Source organism: Rhodococcus sp. BH4 (genome assembly GCF_002079265.1).
Classification (GTDB): Bacteria; Actinomycetota; Actinomycetes; order Mycobacteriales; family Mycobacteriaceae; genus Rhodococcus_F; species Rhodococcus_F qingshengii.
This window is the reverse complement of sequence record NZ_CP014941.1, coordinates 2,535,317-2,551,041: the sequence shown is the minus strand read 5'-3', so window position 1 is coordinate 2,551,041 and position 15,725 is coordinate 2,535,317. Positions and strand designations below refer to the sequence as shown.

Here is a 15,725-nt window from a genome sequence, read left to right as displayed (position 1 = left end):
AGTGAGCAGGGCTTACGTCGAGGCCATGTCTTGACCGCGAAGTCGCTGCGAAATCACGGTGGTGATGCCGTCGCCGCGCATGCTGACGCCGTACAACGCATCGGCGATTTCCATCGTCGGTTTCTGGTGAGTGATCACGATCAACTGCGACTTCTCCCGCAATTGTTCGAAGAGTCCGATCAGCCGCCGCAGGTTGGTGTCGTCCAACGCCGCCTCGACTTCGTCCATCACGTAGAACGGGGACGGGCGTGCCCGGAAGATCGCGACCAGCATGGCCACCGCGGTCAACGACTTCTCGCCGCCCGACAGCAACGACAACCGTTTGACCTTCTTACCGGGCGGACGCGCCTCGACTTCGATGCCGGTGGTGAGCATGTCCGAGGGATCGGTGAGGACCAGCCGCCCTTCTCCCCCGGGAAACAATTTCTCGAACACTCCCACGAACTCACGCTCGACGTCGGCATAGGCCTCGGTGAACACCTGCAGAATTCGTGCGTCGACGTCTGCGACCACAGCAAGAAGGTCCTTGCGTGCGGTCTTGACGTCCTCGAGCTGAGTGGAGAGGAAGGTGTACCGCTCCTCGAGAGCTGCGAATTCCTCGAGCGCCAGCGGATTGACCTTGCCGAGGGTGGCGAGGTCCTTCTCGGCCCGCTTGGCGCGCCGTTCCTGAGTCGCGCGGTCGTACGGAAGCGGAGCGGGGGCGGTGACCTGCTCCCCACGCTCCTTGGCCTGCTCGTACTCCTCGATTTCGAGAGCGGTCGGCGGCAGTTCGACCTCGGGCCCGTACTCGGCGATCAGATCGTCGAGGCCGATACCGTACTGATCGAGGATCGACTCCTCGAGTTGTTCGATGCGCAGCGCTGCCTGTGCCTTCGCTACCTCGTCGCGGTGGACGGCGTCGGTGAGCGAAGCGAGTTGTCCGGTCAGTGCTCGGACTGTCTCGCGGACCTGATCCAGCTTGGCCGTGCACTCGGTGCGGGCCCGAGCCAACTCGTCACGGTGAGCAAGAGCCGCGGCGACGACGGTCTCGAGTTCGGCCGCCACACGCTGTCCCGATTCGGCCACGGCAGCTGCGACCTCCGCAGCGTGCGCCCTGGCGCGCAGAGCCCGTTCGGCGCGGATCCGCGCTTCTCGTTCGGCGGCCGCGGCGCGGCGAAGCGAATCAGCCTTTCCGCGTACGGATTCCGCACGCTCTTCGGCGGTGCGCACGGCAAGGCGAGCATCCATTTCGACGATGCGCACTTCGGCGAGCGCTGCTGCGGCCATTTCGCGATCGGCAGCGGTCGATTCCGCACCGTGTCCCGGTGCACTGCCGTCGGTTTCGGCGACGCGCAGACGTTCCTCCAGATCCGCGAGCTTTGTCAGCGACTCACCGCGGCCCTCCTCGGCACGCACTCGCTGGGCGGTCAACCGCTCGGATTCCGCGTGGGCGACTCGTGCTGCCTGCCCCAATCTGCCCAACTGCTCGTAGATGGCGGACATGGCAGCGTCCGACTCGTTGAGCGCGGCCAAAGTTTGCTCCGCGGTCTCGCGTCGAGCGGCCTGTTCGGCCAGAGCGCCGGACAGCGCCGCGTCGAGTTCCTCGGATCGGCTCTCCGTTGCCGCCAGTTCCGCTGCTGACGCGTCGATCGCCGCCTGCACCTCGAGCGTGCTCGGTTGCCGATCCGAGCCACCGATCATCCACCCCGAACCGTGCAGATCGCCGGAACGCGTCACTGCGCGAATTCCCTTGTGGTCAGCAACAACTCGAATCGCGTCATCGAGAGTCTCGACCAGGACGACGCCATCGAGGATGGCGGTCAATCCGGCACGCAACTCGTCAGGGCAGTCGATGACGTCGACGGCCGGACGACTACCCGGCGCGATCTCGGCCTCGCGCTTGATCGCCGGTTCACCGCTCACGATCAGTGATGCACGTCCACCGTCCTGATCGGCCAGTGCTGTGACAGCGGAACGAGCAGAGTCCAGCGACTGCGCCACGACGGCGTCCGCCGCCGGCCCCATCGCGGCAGCGATCGCGGCCTCGTAGCCGGGTTCGACGTGAATCAATCCGACCAGCGAGGTGATGCCGTCGTCGCCGCGGTGTTCGAGCAGCCAGCCGCCACCGTCCTTGCGCTGCAAACCCATCGACAGTGCCTCGATGCGCGCCCGGAGCGAAGCGATGCGTTGCCCGCTCGTTTTTTCTTCCTCACGAAGCTCTTCGACGCGCGCGTCGATCATCTCGAGAGCCTCGATGGCGCGTTCGTGATTGGTATCGAGGCCGACTTCACCGGCGTCGAGGTCCCCGATGCTTTCTTGCACCGTGTCGAACTCGGCCTGTGCGGCATCGCCACGCAGACGAGCCTCGTCGATCGCCTCGGTCAGCCGAGACACTTCCGCGTCGACGGATTCGACGCGGGTACGCAGAGTGTCGACCTGACCGGAGAGTCGAGCAAGACCTTCACGGCGGTCGGCGACGGCACGAACTTCCGCCATGTGCGCCCGTTCCGCTTCTGCTGCAGCATCTTCGGTGGCTGCGAGCTGGTCCCGAGCAGCTTCCGAGGCCGCTCGCGCGATTTCGACGCCTTCGAGGAGTTCGGCCTCCTCGGCAGCAAGACGTTCGGCGCGCGCCTCCATCTCGTCCGGGTCCTGGCCGCGGTTGCCGACGGGTTCGGAGTCGAGATGACGCGCACGCTCGCGGGCGATGCGCACAGTGGCGTTCACGCGTTCGGCAAGCGCGGAAAGCTGGAACCAACTCTGCGCAGCGGCTTCCGATCCCGGAGTCAGACGAGCGAGAGCTTGCTCCTGGCGCCCGAGTTCGAGGTTGGCCTCGTCGAGCGCAGCCGCCACCTGGTTGTGCTGTTCACGGGCCGCTTTCTCGTCCTGTGCCTGGTCGTTCAACTGGTTTCGACGGGTCACCAGATCGTCAGCGGCCAGACGCATCTTTGCATCACGCAGGTCAGCCTGGACCGTCTGTGCTCGCCGAGCAACCTCGGCTTGGCGTCCCAGCGGTTTGAGTTGCCGACGCAGTTCCGCGGTGAGGTCACTGAGGCGAGCGAGATTGGCCTGCATGGAATCGAGTTTGCGCACCGCTTTTTCCTTGCGGCGGCGATGTTTGAGGACTCCCGCGGCTTCTTCGATGAAGGCGCGTCGATCTTCGGGACGGGATTCGAGGATCGCGGCGAGCCGTCCCTGCCCGACGATGACATGCATTTCGCGGCCGATGCCGGAGTCGCTGAGCAGTTCCTGGACGTCCATCAGACGGCAGGACGAGCCGTTGATCTCGTACTCCCCCGCGCCGTCGCGGAACATGCGGCGCGTGATCGACACCTCGGAGTACTCGATCGGGAGCGCCCCGTCGGCGTTGTCGATGGTCAAGGTCACCTCGGCGCGGCCCAGCGGCGCGCGGCCGGAGGTGCCGGCAAAGATGACATCTTCCATCTTGCCGCCGCGCAGGGCCTTGGCGCCCTGCTCGCCCATCACCCAGGCCAACGCATCGACGACGTTGGATTTACCCGAGCCGTTCGGGCCGACCACACAGGTAATTCCCGGCTCGAACCGAAGAGTCGTTGCCGACGCAAAGGATTTGAATCCCTTGAGTGTCAGACTCTTGAGGTGCATGGGAGGAAACTTTACCGCCAAACCGGTCAGCGTTCGACGAACCCTGTCAGGTCGCCCCTGGCGGTGTCCCAGCTGTCGACCACGAGATCCACCGTGCCCGGGGTAGTGCCGGAGCGCAGCAGCTCCACCAATCGCTCGAGCTGCGTGCGTTGGCCTTCCGCCACGACGAGCACTCGACCGTCACGCTGATTGGACGCATATCCGATCAATCCGAGTTCGAGAGCGCGGGCCCTGGTCCACCACCGGAACCCGACGCCTTGAACGTATCCGTGAACCCACGCCGTCAACCGCACAGGCGCTGCTTCAGCCATGACGCTCAGCCCGCCACACGTTCGAGACGGTGAACGTCACCCAGGAATCCGGTGGTGTAGAGCGCGTTGGGATCCCAGCCCGGTCCGGCGCCGAACTTGACCGCAGATGTGAACGGCAGACCCGAGGCGATCTCACACGAAGATCCCGAATCCGGATCGACGCGAACAACTTTGCCGCCTGCATTGAATGCGACGTACAACGCGCCGTCCGGTCCGACGGTCAGATCGTCCGCCATGTTTGCCGGACCGAACCCGGGGAGCGTGATCGTTCGCACCGGCCCGCCCAGATCGTTTGCGTCGAGGATGTGGACGGCGGTGACCATGTCGAAGGTCGTGCTCACGTAGATCGTCGAACCGGAGCGTGCGAGGCCGTCGACGGTGCCGAGGTCTTCACGAACGATCGAACTGCTTCCGTCACTGTTGACGACCGTGAGCCCCGGCCTGGTGAGTGTGCGGGCAGTGAGGAAACGGTTATCGTCCAGCTGCACAAGCCCGTTCGGCATCACCAGACCGTCGGCGATCGTTGTCACCGACCCGTCTGCGACGTCGACCTTGCGGAGGCTGCCGTCGGCGATTCCGAACAGTCCCGAGACAGTCGAGTTGCCCGTGGTGAAGTACACGGATCCCTCACGCGCGACCAGACCGCCAGGTCCGGTGACGTCACCGACCAAAGTTGTCCGTGTTCCGTCCGGCGCCACTTTCAGCAGTGCACCCGGCCCGATCAGAGCCGACTGCGACAACACCATCGATCCGTTGCCGTCGAATTCGAGGTTCTCGAGCATTCCGGCACCAGTCGTCACGACGCTCGACGTCCATGTGCCGCAACTACCGGCCGAGCCGTCGGCCGGGACCGAGGCCTGCGCCGGAGCACTCAGCGCCACAACGGAACCCAGTGCGATCGCAGCGACAACGCTGCCGGCGCGGAACATCAGGCTTCCGTGTCGAACGACAGAGTGACCTTGGTTCCGGCCTTGAGAGTGCGCCCGACCGTGCATACCTTGTCCACGGAACGCTCGACGAGAGTGATGAGGCGCTGCTGTGCCTCGGCATCCAACTCGCTGAGATCGAGCTCGAGAACCTCGTCGAGCTGCGGGTAGACCTCGTTTTCACGATCGGCGGCTCCGGACACTCGGACCGTCGCGTCGTAGTTGTCACCGAGCCGGCGCGAGATCGGGAAGTCGGAGCTCATCCCGGTGCATGCGGCCAGTGCAATTTTGAGGAGTTCGCCGGGCGTGAAGACTCCTGACACCGATTCGGAGCCGATGAGAACCTCTGCGCCGCGCGAACTCTTGCCGGTGTAGAGGCGGGTTCCGGTTCGTTCGACCCAAAGCTCCGTGTGAGCCGGGGCGGTTGCAGTGGTGTCGGGAGTCTGTTCAGCCATGACGCAATCTTGCCACTCCGCCGAACCGAAGGAGCGGGAGACCTAGGCGATTCGCCGTGCCCTCGGGGTCGGCTGGCACCGCGGGCAACTGAACGACGATCGATTCATGAACTTCTCACGCTTGATCGGCGCGCCGCATCGCGGGCACGGGAGATTTTCCTGCCCGTACGCCGACAGCGACCGGTCGAAGTAGCCCGATTCCCCGTTGACGTTCACGTACAGCGCGTCGAAGGACGTACCGCCCTGATCGAGCGCTTCACCCATCACCGAGTGTGCCGCGGTCAACAGTTCTCGAAGTTTGGGCCTGGTAAGCGTTTCGGCGATACGGTTGCCGTGAATCTTGGCGCGCCACAATGATTCGTCGGCGTAGATGTTTCCGATTCCGGAGACCACCGTCTGGTCGAGAATCGCGCGCTTGATCTCGGTGTGCTTGCCCCGCAGGACTTTCACGACGGATTCGAGATCGAACGCCGCATCCATGGGATCGCGAGCGATGTGCGCCACCGACTCGGGCAGCATCGTTCCGTCGACCTCGACGAGGGGTGAAATCGACCAGCCACCGAAGGTCCGCTGATCGACGAATCGAAGATCGGCCCCGGAATCGAGGGCCAACCGAATGCGTAGGTGCTTTTCCCAGTCGACTGTCGGGGGTTGGACCAGCATCTGTCCGCTCATCCCGAGATGAACCACCAGTCCGACACCGGCAGGCTCGAGAACCAGCCACAGGTACTTGCCGCGACGCTCTGCCGAAGCGATGGTCTGCCCGGTGAGTTGGCCGATCAAGTCCTCGGAACCGAGAATGTGGCGCCTGATCGCGCGGGGATGGAGTACCTCGACGGCCTCGATCGCCGCACCTACAGCATGAGACTGTAGGCCGCGGCGAACGACTTCGACTTCGGGAAGCTCAGGCAAGAGTGAACTCAGCCGGCAAGATCAGGCGTGTCGTCAGCAGCGACTGCGGTAGCAGCGGCATTCTCCGACATCGTCTTCCATGCCGAACTTGCTGCCTTCTGCTCGGCTTCCTTCTTGGAACGACCGACACCGACACCCAAGGGTTTGCCACTGATGAGAACGGTGGCCGTGAATTCCTTGTCGTGATCGGGTCCGGTGGCGGTGATCTCGTAAACGGGAACTCCGGCACCGTGTTCTGCGGTCAGTTCCTGCAGACTCGTCTTCCAATCCAGACCCGCGCCCAGAAGCGGTGCGCGAGTGAGTAGATCGTCGAACAGATCGAGGACGACGCGTCGCGCAGTCTCGATGCCGTGCTGCAGGTGGATGGCGCCGAGAATCGACTCCATACCGTCGGCGAGAATGGACGGCTTGTCACGGCCGCCCGTCATTTCCTCGCCCTTACCCAGCAGCAGGTGTGCTCCGAGTCCACCTTCACCCAGAGTCCTGGCAACCTCGGCGAGTGCATGCATGTTGACCACGCTGGCACGGATCTTCGCCAGATCACCTTCGGATTTGTCCGGGTGGGACAGGTAGAGATTTTCGGTCACCGTGACGCCGAGAACGGAATCCCCGAGGAACTCGAGGCGCTCGTTCGTGGGCAGTCCGCCGTTCTCGTACGCGTACGAGCGGTGCGTGAGAGCCAGGGTCAGAAGACCGGGCTCTATATCTACGCCGACAGCGGCGAGGAGCTTGTCTTGATTGCCCTCGCCGCCGGCGGCTGAAACTGTATTTTCGCTCGTCATAGTCTTTCTCCGGGGAGAACTAGACAGCAGCGGTTACCTGGCGGCCCTTGTAAGTACCGCATGACGGGCATGCGATGTGGGGAAGGGTCTGCTCGCCACAGCCACGGTTGGGGCAGGTAACGAGGGTGGGCACAGTGGTCTTCCACTGGCTACGACGCGACCGCGTGTTGGATCGCGACATTTTGCGCTTGGGGACAGCCACTTCTACTTCTCCTCGGCTTCGGTGATCACAAGATTTTCGCTGGTGTTTGATTCCACGCCAAATTTGGCCGCGAGACCAGCCCAGCGAGGATCAAGTATGTCATGCCCATGCCCAGATTCCGCAATCGCCAGGCGAATGCCACATTCTGAGCACAATCCCAGGCAATCGTCACTGCACAGAGGCTGGAGCGGAAGCGCCAGCCCGACTGCATCGACGATGACCGGTTCGAGGTCGATTTCGTCGTCTTCGACCGCGTAGACCTCTCCCTCTTCCGTCGTCTCCTCGGTGGTGCTGTCCGGGTAAGCGAACAGCTCCGTGAGATAGATGTCCACGGTGTCGGTGAAAGGTTCAAGGCACCGCGAGCATTCACCCTTGGTGGGTGCGTGCACGTTTCCGGTGACGAGAACGCCTTCGGACACCGCTTCGAGACGAAGATCGAGATCTATGTCCGCGCCCGCTTCGATCGCGATCAGATCGAGACCGATACGGTTCGGGGACTGAATTGTTCTCTCGACGGTACGCATCGACCCTGGACGACGACCGAGCTTGACCGTGTCCAGCAAAAATCCCGCATCACTTGACTGATGCGACGAGCTACGACGATGCGTTGACAAAGAGAACTCACCTAACTGTTGAAACTGGTATGGGCAACCACTCCACAATACGGCAGCTACAAGGCAAATCCCAATTCGATCCACGAAAAAGTGGGCCGCCCCATATCGGACGACCCACCCTCGACTGACTTGTCTGCTCTATCGGCGCCGCTCGGAACGACGATCGTCGTCCTGGTAGTCGGGAACCCCCGAACCCGTTCGAAGCTGTTGACGACCACGCCCGACCGATCGAACCGTTCCGGTGAGGAACTCTTCGAACTCGGCCAACTTGGTGTCCACGTACAGGTCACACTCCGAACGCATCCTGTCGGACTCGGCATGAGCGGCGTCGATCACTCGCGCGGATTCCGCGTGAGCTGACTGGACAACCTCGGTCTGCGACACCAGACGAGCCTGCTCCGCCGTTCCCTCCGCCACCGAATGTTCGTACGAGGCCTGGCCGGACTCGATCATCCGATCGGCCTCGGCACGCGCCCGTCCGGTGACGGCCTCGTACTCACGACGGCCGTCGGTGACGGTCCGTTCCGCTTCTGCTTCGGCGTCCTCGACCAACTGATCGGCGTGCGCACGCGCTTCGGCAACCATGCGATCGGCCTGAGCCTTGGCATCGGACAGAATCCGGTCGGCGTCGTCGCGTGCGTTCTCCACAGTCGAGGTTGCCTCGGCATTGGCGCTGCTGACCGTCTTCTCGGCGTTTGCTCGCGCGTCACCGACCAATTTGTCGCGATGATCGAGGACGTCCTGAGCGTCGTCCAGCTCGCTCGGAATTGCGTCCCGGACGTCGTCGAGTAGCTCGAGTACGTCACCGCGAGGCACAACACACCCTGCGGTCATGGGAACACCGCGCGCCTCTTCGACAATTGCGACCAGTTCGTCCAGTGCCTCGAATACGCGGTACACAAGCAACCCCAATCTCTACCGGCCGAAATCGGCCCACATCGTCACCGGTCCACTCGGACCTGTGCCCGTTCCTGTCCAAGTTTGCCGGAAGAACGGCCAACGGGGTGTCGTCGTGGTCGGTGTGTCGGGGATCAGCTGTTTTCGGCTGCTCGCTCGGCGATACGTGCGAGTAGCCGAGAATGCACTTTGGCCGGCAACATGTCGGAGACGTCGCCGCCGAAAGTCGCGACTTCCTTCACCAGAGAACTCGACAGGTAGCTGTACGTCGGATTCGTGGCGACGAACAGTGTGTCGACGCCCGTGAGCTTCTGATTCATCTGAGCCATCTGCAGCTCGTAATCGAAGTCGTTCGCGCCGCGCAGACCCTTGACGATCGCGCTGAGGCCTTCTTGTTTCGCGTAGTCGACCAACAATCCGTGCCACGACGTGACGCGAACGTTGGGCAGGTGACTCGTCGCGTCTTCGAGCATCTCGATCCGCTCGTCGATCGTGAACATGCCACGCTTGCTCTTGTTGATCAGCACGGTGACCACGACCTCGTCGAATTGCGCAGCAACTCTTCCGATTACGTCGAGGTGACCGTTGGTCACAGGGTCGAAGGATCCGGGGCAGACGGCGCCAGTCATGAGTCCAGACCGTAGCAGGTGGCCAGCTCGATGCGGGCTTCACCGTAGTTCTTGGCCTTGATCGGCTCGTAGCCCTGAGGCCACACGGTCTCCGGCGAGCGCGACGATCGTTCGAGTACCACGATCGTGCCCTCCCCCACCCATTTGTTGGCCTGCAGATCGGTGAGCATGGACACGACGGCCTCGTCGGTCACCGCATACGGTGGGTCCGCGATCACGATGTCGTATTCACGCGCGCTCGGACCCGAGACCACGGCCGCAACCGGAGCGGCGCGAACCGTCGCCCCAGGCAACGCGACAGTGCCGATGTTCGCCTTGATGACGGCAGCAGCCTTGGCATCCGATTCCACGAGAACAACGTGCTCGGCTCCCCGCGAGAGCGCCTCGAGGCCGAGAGCACCCGAACCCGCAAAGAGGTCGAGAACCGCGCACCCTTCGAGATCGATGCGCGCTTCGAGAGCACTGAACAGCGCCTCACGAACCCGATCCGACGTCGGACGGGTGCCGCTCGGCGGGACTCGCAGGCGTCGACCGCCCGCGAGTCCCGAGATGATGCGTGTCACTCTGCGGCGCTCTCCCCCGTCGAGACGACTACCAGCAGGTCTCCGCCCTCGACCTGTTGGACGGCGCTGATCGCGATCCGAGAGACGACGCCGGCGCGCGGCGAGGTGATCGCCGCTTCCATCTTCATTGCTTCGATCGTGGCCACGGTGTCGCCGGCCTCGATCTTCTGGCCTTCCTTCACCGCGAGCGTCACGACGCCCGCGAACGGTGCAGCCACGTGGCCCGGGTTGTTCTTGTCGGCCTTCTCCGCCACCGGTACGTCACTGGCAATGGAGCGATCGCGGATCGAGACCGGGCGCAGCTGGCCGTTCAGGATGCACATGACAGTGCGGTAGCCGCGCTCGTCGGGCTCGGAGATCGCCTCGAGACCGATGATCAGTTCCACGCCGGGAGCCAACTCGACCCGGTGCTCGTCGCCGCGCCGCAAACCGTAGAAGAACTGGTTCGCCGAAAGCCGCGACGTGTCACCGTACTTCTCGCGGTGTTCGAGGAATTCCTTTGTCGGGCCGGGGAACAGCAGACGGTTCAGCGTCGCCTGACGGTCCTTCGACGAGCCCTCGAGCAGCACCTCGTCCTCAGCGGACAACGTCGCTTCGGGCTTGGCCTGGCCACGTCCTTCGAGTGCCTTGCTGCGGAACGGTTCCGGCCAACCACCGGGAGGCGTACCGAGTTCACCGCGCAGGAAGCCCACCACGGAGTCGGGAATGTCGAACTTCGCCGGATCTGCGGCAAACTCCTCCGAAGGCACGCCGGCGCCGACAAGGTGGAGGGCGAGGTCGCCGACGACCTTCGACGACGGCGTCACCTTCACGAGATGCCCGAGCATGCGGTCCGCGTCGGCGTACTTGGCTTCGACCTCTTCGAACCGGTCGCCGAGACCGAGAGCAACGGCCTGGGTCCGGAGATTGGAGAGCTGGCCGCCCGGAATCTCGTGCGTGTACACACGTCCCGTCGGCGCCGGCAGTCCGGATTCGAACGGCGCGTACACCTTTCGCAGCGCCTCCCAGTACGGTTCGAGGTCGCACACGTTCTGCAGGTTCAGTCCGGTGTCGAACTCGGAGTGCGCAGCGGCGGCAACGATGGCCGAGAGCGCAGGCTGACTGGTGGTTCCGGCCAGTGCCGCCGAAGCACCGTCGACTGCGTCGGCGCCCGCCTGCCACGCGGCGAAATACGTGGCCAACTGTCCACCGGGGGTGTCATGCGTGTGGACGTGAACCGGAAGATCGAAGTTGCTGCGTAGCGCCGTCACGAGCTTGGTGGCCGCCGGAGCGCGCAGCAGGCCCGCCATGTCCTTGATCGCGAGCACGTGAGCGCCCGCATCGACGATCTCTTCTGCCAACTTCAGGTAGTAGTCGAGCGTGTACAGCGTTTCGTTCGGATCCGACAGATCGCCGGTGTAGCTCAACGCCACCTCGGCGAGGGCCGTTCCGGTCTCACGCACCGCGTCGATGGCAGGGCGCATCTGGTCGACGTTGTTGAGCGCGTCGAAGATTCGGAAGATGTCGATGCCGGTGTCGGTGGCTTCCTGAACGAATGCGCGCGTGACCTTTTCGGGATACGGCGTGTAGCCCACCGTGTTTCGACCGCGAAGAAGCATCTGGAGGCAGATGTTGGGAATCGCCTCGCGCAATGCGGCAAGCCGGTACCACGGATCCTCGTGCAGGAAGCGAAGTCCCACATCGTAGGTCGCGCCGCCCCAGGCTTCGATCGAGAGCAGTTCCGGCGTCAACCGCGCAACGTGCCCGGCAACTCCGAGCAGTCCGCTGGTTCGAACTCGCGTGGCCAACAACGACTGGTGCGCGTCACGGAAGGTGGTGTCGGTGACGCCGACGGCCTTCTGCTCACGCAGTGCCTTCGCGAAACCTTCGGGTCCGAGTTCGAGCAGGCGCTGACGGCTACCGGCAGGAGGGGGTGTCGAAAGATCGATCTTGGGCAGCTTGTCCTGCGGGTACACCGCCGAGGGACGCTCCCCGTGCGGCTTGTTGACAGTCACATCCGCGAGGTAGGTCAGGATCTTCGTGCCGCGGTCTGCCGAAGAACGCAGAGTCAGCAACTGAGGACGTTCCTCGATGAAGGAGGTTGTCACGCGTCCGGCCCGGAAGTCCGGGTCGTCGAGAACCGCCTGCAGGAACGGAATGTTGGTCGAGACACCACGAATGCGGAACTCGGTGACCGCGCGGCGAGCTCGCGCCACAGCGGCTTCGAGGTCGCGACCGCGACAAGTGAGTTTGACCAGCATGGAATCGAAGTACGCTCCGACCTCGGCGCCGAGTGTGGCGCCACCGTCCAAGCGGATACCGGCTCCGCCCGGGGTGCGGTACGCGGTGATACGGCCGGTGTCCGGGCGGAATCCGTTTGCCGGATCCTCGGTCGTGATGCGGCACTGCAGCGCCGCGCCGCGAAGCTTGATCGTCTCCTGTGACAGACCAAGTTCTGCAAGCGTCGAACCGGACGCGATCTTGAGCTGCGACTGGACCAGGTCCACGTCCGTCACTTCTTCGGTGACGGTGTGCTCGACCTGAATTCGCGGGTTCATCTCGATGAAGACGTGGTTGCCGCGCTTGTCGAGAAGGAACTCGACGGTGCCCGCGCACGTGTATCCGATCTCCTTCGCGAAGGCGACGGCGTCGGCACAGATCTTGGCGCGCAACTCTTCCGAGAGATTGGGCGCCGGAGCGAGCTCGATCACCTTCTGGTGGCGACGTTGCAGCGAGCAGTCACGCTCGAAGAGGTGGATGACGTTGCCCTGCTCGTCGGCGAGGATCTGCACTTCGATGTGCCGGGGGTCGATGACGGCCTGCTCGAGGAAGACCGTCGAATCGCCGAAGGCCGATTCCGCTTCGCGTGCTGCGGCTTCGATCGATTCCTTGAGCTGTGAGCGCTCCGCAACGCGGCGCATTCCGCGCCCACCGCCGCCTGCGACAGCCTTGACGAAGAGCGGGAAGGTCATGTCCTCGGCGGCTGCGAGCAACTCGTCGATGTCCGCTGACGGCTCCGAAGACGCGAGCACCGGGAGACCGGCGGCCTTTGCCGCTGCGATGGCCCGAGCCTTGTTTCCGGTCAACTCGAGGATCTCGGCGGACGGGCCGACGAACTTGATGCCTGCCTCGGCACACGCCGCCGACAAGTCCGGGTTCTCGGAGAGGAAGCCGTAACCGGGGTAGATGGCGTCGGCTCCGGCGCTCTTGGCGGCGGCGACGATTTCCTCGACCGAGAGATACGCGCGAACGGGGTGACCCTTCTCCCCGATCTGGTAGCTCTCGTCTGCCTTGAGACGGTGGATCGAATTCCGATCCTCGTACGGGAACACCGCGACGGTTCCGGCACCTAGTTCGTAGGCGGCGCGGAAGGCACGGATCGCAATTTCGCCGCGGTTCGCGACGAGCACTTTGGAGAACATTCGAGAAAACTACCCCGATTTCATCTTGCGTCTACATGCGGAGTCTCATATTTCGGACTGAATCGAGAAACCAACCCGGCGGTCCTCGTGCTATTCGATTTCAGCTTGTCGTCATACCCTTCACGACTTCTCGAGGTACTCGATCCGGTCGGAGTCCAGGGCAGCGGTCACCATGGAAGCGAGGGCGGGATGACCGTCGAGCGACGGATCGGAGTCGACGATTCCCTGAGCGAACTCCCTGGCGGACTCGAGGATGTCTCCATGGGCCATGAGGGAAAGCAGCCGCAGATTCGAGGTTGTGCCCGACTGCGCCGCACCGAGGATGTCTCCTTCACGTCTGGTCGCGAGGTCGAGTTGAGCCAGTTCGAACCCGTCGTTGGTCGCTGCCACCGCCGAGAGCCGCTCGTACGCCGGCCCCCCGGGATTGCTTCCGGTGACGAGGATGCACAGTCCCTGGTGTTTCCCTCGACCGACGCGGCCACGCAACTGATGGAGCTGACTGACGCCGAACCGCTCGGCGTCGACGATCACCATCACCGTCGCATTCGGAACGTCGACACCGACTTCGACAACGGTCGTACAGACGAGGACGTCGATGTCACCGACGTTGAACGCGCTCATCACCACGTCCTTTTCGTCGGAAGGCAGTCGACCGTGCAGCAACCCGACTCGCAGATCGGCCAGCGGACCACTCGACAGCTCTTCGAAGACGTCGACCGCCGACTTGGTCTCGGGCTGCTTCTCCTCGGTGAACTGATCTTCGCCTGCACCCTGCTCGCCGTCACCGATCCGCGAGCACACGACATACGCCTGACGGCCGTCGGCGACGTCCTCACGGATTCGTTCCCATGCGCGATCGACCCACTGCGGCTTCTGCTTCGCGGGCACGACACTGCTCTTGATCGGGGTTCGCCCACGTGGAAGCTCTCGCAGGGTCGAGACCTCGAGGTCGCCGAGCACGGTCATGGCGATGGTTCGCGGAATCGGCGTTGCCGTCATCACCAGCAGATGCGGACTCAGTCCTTCACGGGCACGTGATCGCAACTGATCACGTTGCTCGACGCCGAAGCGGTGTTGCTCGTCGACGACAACCATGCCGAGGTTGAAGAACTCGACGTTGTCCTGAATGAGCGCATGGGTACCGATGACGATCCCGGCGTCGCCGGTCACGGCTTCGAGCAGCGCTGCGCGCTTCGCAGCGACAGGCAGCGAGCCGGTAAGAAGGGCGATACGGGTGGAATGTTCGGCAGAACCGAGTTCACCACCTGCAGCCAGCGAGCCCATCATCTTGCGCAGTGATCGCGCGTGCTGATTTGCCAGGACCTCGGTGGGTGCGAGCAACGCGCACTGATAACCCGCATCGACGACCTGCAGCATCGCGCGCAGAGCCACGATCGTCTTGCCTGACCCGACCTCGCCCTGAAGAAGGCGGCTCATCGGGTGTGGGCGGGCAAGGTCGGTGGAGATCTCCTCCGCGACTGCTTGCTGTCCCTCCGTCAGAGTGAACGGGAGCATCTCCTCGAACTGGTCCGCGATCCCGCCGGCGACCGGAGCGCAGGCCGGAGCCACACGCTCGGAATTGTCGTGACGACGCATCGCGAGGACCAACTGCAGAGACAGCGCCTCGTCGAAACGCAGACGATCCTGTGCTCGTTCGATGTCTTCCTTGGTATCTGGCAGGTGAACGGTGCGCAGCGCCTCGTCCAAACCGATGAATCCGTGCTCGGCCCGAGTCTCGGCGGGCAACGGCTCCTCGATCGGATCGAGTTGGTCGAGCACTTGCCGCACGCACCGCATGATGGTCCAGCTCTCGACCTCGCGGGTCGCCGGGTACAGCGGGATCAACGCGCGGTCGAAGACGGACAGATCGAGTTCGGCGCCGGGATCCTGATTTGCGCGAGCCAGGCCCGCAAGGTCACCGGCTCCCTTGATGGATGCAAGCGGAACTACCGAATCCTCTTCGCCGACACGAGGTTCCGGGAGAATCAGGTAGCTCGGATGAGTGAGAGACCACTTGCCGCGGAAGTACTTCACCGTCCCGGAGAACATCGCCCGAACGCCGGGCTTGATGACGTGCCGCACCTTCTGCGGGTTGAAGAACGTGACGTCGACGGTCTGCGAATCAGTCGCCAGCGATACTCGCAACATCTGCCCCGGACGGTTCTTCATCTTCACGACGGCGGCCGACGCCACCCGCGCGATGATGGTGATGTGCTCACCCTCGGGCGGCTCCTTCTCGGCGAGTTCCTTGCCTGCCGACGCGTACCGGTGTGGGTAGTGACGCAGCAGGTCCTCGACGGTGCGGATCTCGAACGCCTCGTCGAGCGCGTCCGCGGTCTTCTTTCCCAGCAGCCGATCGAGTGGGTCGGCGAGCGTCGCCATCAGTTCCTCCAGCACAGTGTCGCGGTAAGCACATGTGTTCGTATATCAGCA

The 15,725-nt window shown here is 63.7% G+C and carries 13 protein-coding genes; all 13 read right to left on the bottom strand.

Going from position 1 to position 15,725, the window contains the following annotated elements; translation table 11 throughout:
• Positions 1–12: 12 nt before the first annotated feature.
• Positions 13–3,600: a chromosome segregation protein SMC gene (gene smc, locus A0W34_RS11850; RefSeq protein WP_081557713.1), complete on the bottom strand. Its 3,588-nt coding sequence runs from the start codon at positions 3,598–3,600 to the stop codon at positions 13–15.
• 26 nt (positions 3,601–3,626) lie between these two features.
• On the bottom strand, positions 3,627–3,911 hold the full coding sequence (locus tag A0W34_RS11845; protein WP_007729313.1) for an acylphosphatase: 285 nt from the start codon (positions 3,909–3,911) through the stop codon (positions 3,627–3,629).
• 5 nt (positions 3,912–3,916) lie between these two features.
• Complete coding sequence (locus tag A0W34_RS11840) at positions 3,917–4,840, bottom strand: SMP-30/gluconolactonase/LRE family protein (protein WP_064444395.1); 924 nt, start codon at positions 4,838–4,840, stop codon at positions 3,917–3,919.
• Complete coding sequence (locus tag A0W34_RS11835) at positions 4,840–5,292, bottom strand: OsmC family protein (RefSeq protein ID WP_081557712.1); 453 nt, start codon at positions 5,290–5,292, stop codon at positions 4,840–4,842. Before A0W34_RS11835 ends, A0W34_RS11840 begins: the two co-directional genes overlap by 1 nt.
• Positions 5,293–5,334: 42 nt before the next feature.
• The gene (gene mutM, locus A0W34_RS11830) at positions 5,335–6,204 is read right to left on the bottom strand and encodes a bifunctional DNA-formamidopyrimidine glycosylase/DNA-(apurinic or apyrimidinic site) lyase (protein WP_003942752.1); all 870 of its coding nucleotides are present in this window, start codon (positions 6,202–6,204) and stop codon (positions 5,335–5,337) included.
• 8 nt (positions 6,205–6,212) lie between these two features.
• On the bottom strand, positions 6,213–6,986 hold the full coding sequence (gene rnc / locus A0W34_RS11825) for a ribonuclease III (protein WP_081557711.1): 774 nt from the start codon (positions 6,984–6,986) through the stop codon (positions 6,213–6,215).
• Between the two features lie 19 nt (positions 6,987–7,005).
• Entirely contained in the window at positions 7,006–7,188 is a 183-nt protein-coding gene (rpmF, locus tag A0W34_RS11820) for a 50S ribosomal protein L32 (protein WP_007729318.1), read from the bottom strand.
• 2 nt (positions 7,189–7,190) lie between these two features.
• Positions 7,191–7,751 (bottom strand): YceD family protein, encoded by a 561-nt coding sequence (locus tag A0W34_RS11815; protein ID WP_007729319.1) that lies wholly within the window; start codon positions 7,749–7,751, stop codon positions 7,191–7,193.
• Between the two features lie 189 nt (positions 7,752–7,940).
• On the bottom strand, positions 7,941–8,702 hold the full coding sequence (locus A0W34_RS11810) for a DivIVA domain-containing protein (RefSeq protein WP_003942696.1): 762 nt from the start codon (positions 8,700–8,702) through the stop codon (positions 7,941–7,943).
• 131 nt (positions 8,703–8,833) lie between these two features.
• Positions 8,834–9,328 (bottom strand): pantetheine-phosphate adenylyltransferase, encoded by a 495-nt coding sequence (coaD, locus tag A0W34_RS11805; protein WP_003942776.1) that lies wholly within the window; start codon positions 9,326–9,328, stop codon positions 8,834–8,836.
• Positions 9,325–9,891: a 16S rRNA (guanine(966)-N(2))-methyltransferase RsmD gene (gene rsmD / locus A0W34_RS11800; protein ID WP_030535425.1), complete on the bottom strand. Its 567-nt coding sequence runs from the start codon at positions 9,889–9,891 to the stop codon at positions 9,325–9,327. Before rsmD ends, coaD begins: the two co-directional genes overlap by 4 nt.
• Complete coding sequence (locus A0W34_RS11795; protein WP_003942675.1) at positions 9,888–13,292, bottom strand: pyruvate carboxylase; 3,405 nt, start codon at positions 13,290–13,292, stop codon at positions 9,888–9,890. Before A0W34_RS11795 ends, rsmD begins: the two co-directional genes overlap by 4 nt.
• Before the next feature lie 120 nt (positions 13,293–13,412).
• A complete protein-coding gene (gene recG, locus A0W34_RS11790) occupies positions 13,413–15,674 on the bottom strand; it encodes an ATP-dependent DNA helicase RecG (protein ID WP_003942757.1) in 2,262 nt (753 codons plus the stop codon).
• Positions 15,675–15,725 lie beyond the last annotated feature (51 nt).

Coding starts and splice junctions, on each gene's coding strand:
- smc (WP_081557713.1), bottom strand. CDS start 3,600: ATGCACCTCAAGAGTCTGACACTCAAGGGATTCAAATCCTTTGCGTCG.
- A0W34_RS11845 (WP_007729313.1), bottom strand. CDS start 3,911: ATGGCTGAAGCAGCGCCTGTGCGGTTGACGGCGTGGGTTCACGGATAC.
- A0W34_RS11840 (WP_064444395.1), bottom strand. CDS start 4,840: ATGTTCCGCGCCGGCAGCGTTGTCGCTGCGATCGCACTGGGTTCCGTT.
- A0W34_RS11835 (WP_081557712.1), bottom strand. CDS start 5,292: ATGGCTGAACAGACTCCCGACACCACTGCAACCGCCCCGGCTCACACG.
- rnc (WP_081557711.1), bottom strand. CDS start 6,986: ATGACGAGCGAAAATACAGTTTCAGCCGCCGGCGGCGAGGGCAATCAA.
- coaD (WP_003942776.1), bottom strand. CDS start 9,328: ATGACTGGCGCCGTCTGCCCCGGATCCTTCGACCCTGTGACCAACGGT.
- A0W34_RS11795 (WP_003942675.1), bottom strand. CDS start 13,292: ATGTTCTCCAAAGTGCTCGTCGCGAACCGCGGCGAAATTGCGATCCGT.
- recG (WP_003942757.1), bottom strand. CDS start 15,674: ATGGCGACGCTCGCCGACCCACTCGATCGGCTGCTGGGAAAGAAGACC.